The organism is Arthrobacter sp. NPDC056727, from assembly GCF_042790555.1.
GTDB lineage: Bacteria > Actinomycetota > Actinomycetes > Actinomycetales > Micrococcaceae > Arthrobacter.
Genome location: NZ_JBHTZA010000024.1, coordinates 75,807 through 83,841 on the forward strand (window position 1 = coordinate 75,807; position 8,035 = coordinate 83,841).

At 69.1% G+C, this 8,035-nt stretch carries 6 protein-coding genes; 5 read left to right on the forward strand and 1 reads right to left on the reverse strand.

The window, feature by feature from the left end:
- Positions 1-7: 7 nt before the first annotated feature.
- From ACFRAH_RS19900 to ACFRAH_RS19910, 3 genes are read left to right on the forward strand one after another with little or no spacing between them, the layout of a single operon-like run.
- Positions 8-2,596, forward strand: a complete 2,589-nt coding sequence (locus ACFRAH_RS19900) for a PEP/pyruvate-binding domain-containing protein (RefSeq protein ID WP_377992637.1) — start codon at positions 8-10, stop codon at positions 2,594-2,596.
- A 41-nt stretch (positions 2,597-2,637) separates the two neighbouring features.
- On the forward strand, positions 2,638-2,916 hold the full coding sequence (locus ACFRAH_RS19905) for a YciI family protein (protein WP_377992638.1): 279 nt from the start codon (positions 2,638-2,640) through the stop codon (positions 2,914-2,916).
- A gap of 51 nt (positions 2,917-2,967) precedes the next feature.
- A complete protein-coding gene (locus ACFRAH_RS19910; RefSeq protein ID WP_377992639.1) occupies positions 2,968-3,402 on the forward strand; it encodes an alpha/beta fold hydrolase in 435 nt (144 codons plus the stop codon).
- A 55-nt stretch (positions 3,403-3,457) separates the two neighbouring features.
- On the opposite strand, the gene ACFRAH_RS19915 is transcribed toward ACFRAH_RS19910, so the two are convergent.
- Positions 3,458-4,894, reverse strand: coding sequence for a PucR family transcriptional regulator (locus ACFRAH_RS19915; RefSeq protein ID WP_377992640.1), 1,437 nt, complete (start codon positions 4,892-4,894; stop codon positions 3,458-3,460).
- A gap of 142 nt (positions 4,895-5,036) precedes the next feature.
- On the opposite strand from ACFRAH_RS19915, the gene ACFRAH_RS19920 reads away from it, so the two are divergent.
- Together ACFRAH_RS19920 and gabT are read left to right on the forward strand one after the other, a co-directional pair.
- Positions 5,037-6,467, forward strand: coding sequence for an aminobutyraldehyde dehydrogenase (locus ACFRAH_RS19920; RefSeq protein WP_377992641.1), 1,431 nt, complete (start codon positions 5,037-5,039; stop codon positions 6,465-6,467).
- A gap of 44 nt (positions 6,468-6,511) precedes the next feature.
- Positions 6,512-7,885 (forward strand): 4-aminobutyrate--2-oxoglutarate transaminase, encoded by a 1,374-nt coding sequence (gene gabT, locus ACFRAH_RS19925; protein WP_377992642.1) that lies wholly within the window; start codon positions 6,512-6,514, stop codon positions 7,883-7,885.
- The last annotated feature ends 150 nt before the right edge of the window (positions 7,886-8,035 follow it).

The following is an 8,035-nucleotide window of genomic DNA, read 5'->3' on the forward strand; positions in this document are numbered from 1 at the left end:
GCGTCCGGTGGATGAGCACGCCGAGGGGCATGAACCCAGCCCGGTGGGCCCCGTCATCAGCCTGGCCCACGTGGACGCCGGCATGCTGCCCGAGGTGGGCGGCAAGGCTGCGAGCCTTGGCGTGCTCCTGGCCGCCGGATTGCCGGTGCCGCCCGGCTTCTGCGTCACCACCGCGGCGTACCGGCGGGTGGCAGAGGCAGCGGGAGCGGACCCTTCGGGGCCGCCGGAGCAGACGCGCGGCAGGCTGGAGGGATTCCCGATTCCCGAAGACATCGCCGGGGCCATCCTTGCCGCCTACGCCGCCCTGGGCGGTGACACCCCGGTGGCCGTGCGGTCTTCCGCCACCGCCGAGGACCTCCCGGAGGCCAGCTTCGCCGGCCAGCTGGACTCCTATCTCAACGTCGCCGGCCCTGACGCGCTGCTGGATGCCGTCCGCCGCTGCTGGGCCTCGCTGTGGACGGACCGGGCCGTGGCCTACCGCGCAGATCACGGGATCGATCAGCGACCACTGGGCATCGCCGTCGTCGTTCAGGAAATGGTCGACGCCGAGGTGGCCGGGGTGATGTTCACGGCCAACCCGGTGACCGGGCGGCGCAAGGAGACCGTGATCGACGCAGCGCCCGGACTCGGTGAGGCGCTGGTCAGCGGGGCCGTGAACCCCGACCGGTTCACGGTGGATGCCGCCACCGGCCAGATCCTCCAGCGGAGCCCGGGAGGCAACCGGCCGGCGTGCCTGACGGATGACCAGGTCCGCGCGCTGGCCGGGCTCGGTACCCGTGCGGAGGAGCTCTACGGCCAGCCGCAGGACCTGGAGTGGGCCATCGCACCGGACGGCGGGATCCGGGTGGTGCAATCCCGTCCCATCACCACGCTGTTTCCGCTCCCCGAGCCCTACAACGGCGACGGCGTCCGGGCATACCTGTGTGCCAGCCTGCTGCAGGGGCTGACCCGGCCGCTGACGCCGATGGGGCTGGCATCCTTCATCCTGATGAGCGACAGCAGCCGGTCAGCAGGCGGCGGACCGGCTGCCTACCGGTCCGTCCAGGTGGGGATGCGCATGTATGTTGACGTCACCTCCCTGCTGCGCAGCAAAGGCGGGAGGCGCGGCCTGCTGAGGGCCATGAAGGTGGCCGACGCCAGATCCGTGGACGTGCTGGCCTATCTTTCCGCTGACCCGCGTTTCGCCCTCGCCAGGGAATCCAACCTGGCGTCGCTGAAAGCGGGGCTCCGGGCCTCGCCGCCCCTGGGCCTGCTGGGGCACACCCTGCGCGCGATGGCCAATCCCGCCGCTGCGCTGGAGCGGGTCAGGGAAGCGGACCATGACCTGGACCGGGTGCTGGTACTGCCGGAGCCGGCCTCCGGCGCCGCGCGGCTGGACTTCGTGGAACGCGTCCTCACCAAAGACATCACGCCCGCCCTGATGCGGGCGCTGCCGCCGGCGGCCGCCGGGTACATCTGGCTCGGTCTGGCCCGGCTGCTGCTCGGCAGGCTTGCCAAGCCGGGCGACCTGCAGGCCGTGCTGCGCGGCTTGCCGCACAACGTGACCACTGAGATGGACCTGGAGCTCTGGCGCACCGCCACCGCAATCCGGGAGGACCCGGAGTCCCTGCGCGCACTGACCGGGGAAGAGCCGCAGGTACTCGCCGGCCGCTATGTCGAAGGAAGGCTGCCCGCCGTCAGCCAGGGCGTACTGCGCCGCTTCCTTGCCACGTACGGACACCGTGCGGTGGCCGAAATCGACCTCGGCGTTCCCCGGTGGGGCGAGGATCCCGCCCACATCATCAATGTCGTGGCCAATTACCTGAAGCTGGCGGACCCGGAGCTCGCACCCGACCGGCTCTTCCGGCGGGCCGCGGAAAACGCCGAAGCCAAGGCCGCCGAGCTGGCCGCGCGCGCCGCCCGAACCCGGGGCAGGCTGTTCGGCAGGATCGTGGGGCACAGCCTGCGCCGCGCACGCGAAACCGCGGGAATGCGCGAGTACCCCAAGTTCCGGCTGATCGTGGCCTTCGACGTCCTCCGCCGCCAGCTCCAGCAGGTGGGCCAGGACCTCGCACGCGCCGGCCGGATCCCGGCACCGGACGACGTCTTCTTCCTGGACCTCACCGAAGCCCGGGTGGGCCTGCGCGGTGCCGACCTGCGCGGCCTCGCCGCCGAACGCCGCCGGAACTACGAACGCGAGATGCGGCGCCGGCACATCCCACGCCTGCTGCTCTCCGACGGCACCGACGCCGAGGCGGCCATGGCCGCGCAGACCCGGGCATCTTCGGCCGGGCAGCCTGGAGCCCTGGCTGGGGCGGCGGCCTCGGCCGGCACCGTGACAGGCAAAGCGAGGGTCATCCTGGACCCGGCCGGCGCGCACCTGGAGCCGGGCGAAATCCTCGTGGCGCCGTCGACGGATCCGGGGTGGACGCCGCTTTTCATGACCGCCGGGGCGCTGGTCATGGAAATGGGCGGACCCATTTCCCACGGTGCCGTTGTGGCCCGCGAATACGGGATTCCCGCCGTCGTCAGTGTTCCCGACGCCACCCTGCGGATCAAAACCGGGGACACCGTCACCGTGGACGGTGCCGCGGGGACGGTCACCGTGGAGGCGTGACCCCTCCCGGTCCGCCGGGGGCGGCCGGTAGGATCGCGACCATGGAATCCGTCGTGATGTACAGCCTTCGTGAGGGCGTTGACCGCTCGCGCGTTCTCGAGACCTTCCCCCGCCACAAGGCCTACTACGAGGAGTTCCGCGCCGCCGGCGGCGGGATCCTCGCCCTCGGTCCATTCCAAACCCCGGATCCGGCAGGCTCATCGATGGGAATCTTCACGTCGCGCGAGGACGCCGAACGCTTCATCGCCGGCGACCCCTTCGTCACCGAAGGGCTCGCAGAGCCGCGCATCCTCGACTGGAACGCCGTGCGTTTCGAATAGGCGCCAAGGCCCAGCGATATAAGGCAGGAGGCCGCATGAGCACTTTCGTTCTTGTCCCGGGCGCCGGGGGAGTGGGCTGGTACTGCCACCGGCTGGTGCCGGAGCTGGAACGGCTGGGACACCGGCCAGCCCCAGGCACGCGAGCTCAACGACCGGCTGAATGGACGCAGCGGCGGTTTCGATGAGCGCGTCCACTTCCTGCACGACGTTCCCCCGGAAGTGGCCGCCGCGGGCGCCGGAGTGCAGCGCGCTCCGTCGGACACGCCCTTCGGGCAGCCCTGCGGGATTGACCGCTGGCCCGACGTGCCCACCAGGGTCCTGGTGGGCCGCGACGACCGTTTTTTCCCGTTGGACTTTCAGCGCCGTGTAGCCCAGGCGCGGCTTGGCCTGGGGATTGATGAAATTCCGGGCGGACACCTGGTCGCCCTGAGCAACCCTGTTGAACTCGCAGTCCGGCTGGACGGCTTTGCCCAGGGATTCGTCTGAGCGCGGACCCCTCGGACCGGCGGATCCTTTCGGCGGTCCGGGCCGCGGGCGTGGCTCAGCCCGCGTGCCGCGCCCCCAGCCGGGCGACCGCCAGCGCCAGCCACAGCTGCACCCGGTCCGCGGTGACGGAGGGGTCGTACCCGGTGAGTTCGGTAATCTGCGCCAGCCGGTAGCGGACCGTGTTCCGGTGCAGCGTGAGGGCCTCGGCGACGGCGGCAACGGAGCCGTTGTTGCCCAGGTAGCTCTCCAGTGTGGCCATCAGCTCGGCGCCGTGGGCGGCATCGAAGCTGCGCAGCGGATCCAGCGACTCGTTGGCCATGTCCGCCAGCGGCACGTCCTCGCTGGCCAGCAGCAGGGAGGTCAGGCTGAGCCGCTCCGGCTCGTTGACCGGCAGCCCATGGCTCGCCGCATCACGCGCCTCGAAGTAGCTCCAGCGCAGGCCGTTCGGCCTGGTGTACGCGCCGCCGATGCCGATGGTTGCGTGGATGCCGGCCTCGGCGAGGTGGTCGCTGAGGCTTTTGGCCATCGCCGTGGCGCCGCGTCCGTCGTCGGGCACCACGGTCACCAGGTCCTTTCCGACGACGGCGGTCACCGCGTTCTCGAGCGCCTGCGGCAGCGAGGAGCTGACCAGCTGCTTGTGGTGCGCCTCGGATCCGGCCAGGATCACCACGTTCTTGCGGGTGCTGTTGATCCCCGTCCCGGCGAGCCGCCGCTGGGCCTCGCTGGGGTCCAGGGTTCCGTGGATCACGTCCTCAAGCACCTGGCCGCAGAGTGCCCGCTCGGCCTGGCGCTGCTTGACCATGTTGTTGAGCTCCACGCTGATGAGGTTCTGCGCGTAGCCGATGATGCCGGAGTCCTCGAACGGCTGCTTCACCCAGAGCGTGCAGGCATCGCGGCGGCCCGTGGGGATGGGGTAGGTGGTCCACGAGTCTGCGGACGGCGGTTCGCTGCCGCTGTTGTACAGCTGGGCGGTGAACTGGGTGAGGGCGATGTCGGTGCGGAGCATGCCGCCCAGGTGCCGCAGGAGCTCGGCCAGGCCGCCGCCGGTGAGCAGCGCGCGGGCCAGGATCTGGTGCCCGGCGATGAGCCGTTCGAGCTTCGAGTAGTGGTCCGCGGACTGGGCGTCGGCCACGAGCTTGCTGATGGCGATGAACGGGGTGCCGTAGGGCACCTCGACCACAGGCAACCCCCAGCGGTTCGCCTCCGCGATCAGGGCCGGCGGGACGGCGTCGTGCGAGAGCCCCACGCCGAAGCCGATCCCGACGGCCCCCGCGCGCTGGACCTGGCGGACAAAGCGGCGCTGTTCGGGCGCACTTTTCATGCGCAGCCCGGTGGTCAGCACCAGTTCGCCGCCGTTAAGGAAGCGCTGCGGGTCCTCCAGTTCGGTGACCGCAACCCAGCGGATGTCCTGGTGCGAAGTGGTCTCCGCGAGGCTGGATTTCTTGAGTCCCAGAGACTGCACGGCCAGCAGCGCCGCGAGGGAAATTGCCATGGATCAAGGGTAGCGGGAGGCTGGCCGATCGCACTAAAGCGCCGGGCCAAGGGTGTGCAGGTGGCTATTCCCCGCGGTGTCGGGCTGGAATAGGCTCGAGTCAGCCGCATCACACTATTCAGGACGAAAGAGGTTGTACACCGTGGTTCAAACCTTGCAGAACTTCATCAACGGAGAGTTCGTCACGCCTGCGGGCACTGCCCTGATCGATATCGTGAACCCCGCAACCGGCGACGTCGTGGCCAAGTCGCCAGTGTCCGTGGAGGCCGACGTCGACGCCGCCATGGCCGCCGCCAAGGACGCCTTCAAGTCCTGGAAGCATGTGACTCCCGGGCAGCGCCAGCTCATGCTGCTCAAGCTCGCCGACGCCATCGAGGCCAACAGCGACGAACTCGTCGATGCCCAGCACCGCAACACCGGACAGGTCCGTTCCCTGATCGCGTCTGAGGAAGTGGCCGCCGGCGCCGACCAGCTGCGCTTCTTCGCCGGCGCCGCGCGCATCCTCGAAGGCAAGTCCGCGGGCGAGTACTTCGAGGGCCACACCTCCTTCGTCCGCCGCGAGCCGATCGGCGTCGTGGCCCAGGTGGCGCCGTGGAACTACCCGTTCCTGATGGCCATCTGGAAGATCGGCCCCGCGCTCGCCGCCGGCAACACCGTGGTCCTGAAGCCGTCCGACACGACGCCGGAATCCACCCTGGTCCTGGCGCGCCTGGCCGCGGACATCCTGCCGGCCGGCGTCCTGAACGTCATCCTCGGCACCGGCGAAACCGGTTCGCTGATGGTGGAGCACAAGGTCCCGGGCCTCGTGTCCATCACCGGGTCCGTCCGCGCCGGCATCGCCGTCGCCTCGGGCGCTGCGAAGGGCCTCAAGCGCGCGCACCTGGAACTCGGCGGCAAGGCCCCGGCCATCGTCTTCAAGGACGCCGACATCAAGAAGAGCGCAGCGGCCATCGCCGAGTTCGCGTTCTTCAACGCAGGCCAGGACTGCACGGCCATCACCCGCGTCCTGGTTGAGGATTCGGTGCACGACGACGTCGTGGCAGCCATGGTGGAACACACCAAGACCCTGCACACCGGTTCGCAGAACGACGAGGACAACTACTTCGGCCCGCTGAACAACGCGAACCATTTCAAGGCCGTCAGCGCCGTCGTCGATTCCCTCCCGGCGCACTGCCGGATCGAGACCGGCGGCCACCGTGCCGGGGAGAAGGGGTTCTTCTTCGAGCCCACCATCATCACCGGCGCCAAGCAGACAGACGACATCGTGCAGAAGGAAACCTTCGGCCCCGTCATCACCGTGCAGAAGTTCAGCACGGAAGAGGAAGCAGTCGACCTGGCCAACGACGTCGAATACGCCCTGGCGTCCAGCGTCTGGACGTCCGACCACGGCACGGCGATGCGCCTCAGCCGGGACCTTGACTTCGGTGCGGTCTGGATCAACACCCACATCCTCCTCACCGCCGAAATGCCCCACGGCGGCTTCAAGCAGTCCGGCTACGGCAAGGACCTCTCCATGTACGGCGTCGAGGACTACACGCGCATCAAGCACGTGATGTCCGCACTTGATGCATGACCTCCCCAACCACCGGCGCCCCGTTCAGTAAAGAAAGAAACCCCATGACCACCACTGCCAACGAAATTACCTACCGCCTCGAGCAGAAGCGCCGCGTCCAGGCCGACTTCCCGGGCCCCAAGTCCGTCGCCCTGACCGAACGCCGCAAGTCAGTGGTGGCCGCAGGCGTTGCCTCCAGCGTTCCGGTCTACGTCGCAGACGCCGACGGCGGTATCATCCACGACGTCGACGGCAACTCCTTCATCGACCTCGGCTCGGGCATCGCGGTGACCAGCGTCGGCGCGTCCGACCCCGCCGTCGTCGGTGCCGTGAAGGAGGCTGTGGAGCACTTCACCCACACCTGCTTCATGGTCACCCCCTACGAGGGTTACGTCGCGGTCGCCGAACAGCTGAACAAGCTCACCCCGGGCACCCACGAGAAGCGCACCGTCCTCTTCAACTCCGGCGCCGAAGCCGTGGAAAACGCCATCAAGGTGGCCCGCCTGGCCACCGGCCGGGACGCCGTCGTCGCCTTTGACCACGCCTACCACGGACGCACCAACCTGACCATGGCGCTGACCGCCAAGGCCATGCCGTACAAGACCAACTTCGGCCCGTTCGCGCCCGAGGTCTACCGCATGCCGATGAGCTACCCGTTCCGCGAGGAAAACCCGGAGATCACCGGTGCCGAGGCCGCCAAGCGCGCCATCACCGCGATCGAGAAGCAGATCGGCGGCGACCAGGTGGCCGCGATCATCATCGAGCCGATCCAGGGCGAGGGCGGCTTCATCGTCCCGGCCGAGGGCTTCCTGCCGGCGCTGTCCGCGTGGGCCAAGGAAAAGGGCATCGTGTTCATCGCGGACGAGGTCCAGTCCGGCTTCTGCCGCACCGGTGAATGGTTCGCCGTGGACCACGAGGGCATCGTTCCGGACATCATCACCATGGCCAAGGGCATCGCCGGCGGCATGCCGCTGTCCGCCATCACCGGCCGCGCAGACCTGCTCGACGCCGTTCACCCGGGCGGCCTGGGCGGCACCTACGGCGGCAACCCGGTGGCATGCGCCGCGGCCCTGGCGTCCATCGGTTCCATGCAGGAATACGACCTGAACGCCCGCGCCAAGCACATCGAGGAACTCTCCTTCGGCAAGCTGCGTGAGCTCGCAGCTGCGCTTCCCGGCGGCGCCGGAGGTTCAGTGATCGGCGACATCCGCGGCCGCGGCGCCATGCTCGCCATCGAGCTGGTCCAGGCCGGTTCGAAGGAGCCCAACCCGGAGCTGACCAAGGCCGTTGCCGCTGCCTGCCTGAAGGAAGGCGTCATCATCCTCACCTGCGGAACCTACGGCAACGTCATCCGCCTGCTGCCGCCGCTGGTCATCAGCGACGAGCTGCTGCTGGACGGCTTGGAGGTCCTCGCCGCGGCCATCAAGGCCAACGCTTAGCCTCCCCCTGGCGCGAACGTACAGTTGTGGCCCCGCAACGGACTCAAAATAGGGCCACAACTGTACGTTCGCGCTGAACGCACCGGATTGACGACGTGGGCAGCGTGGCCAATGCGCTGCTGCACGCATCGCCGGTACCGGTGGCACTCG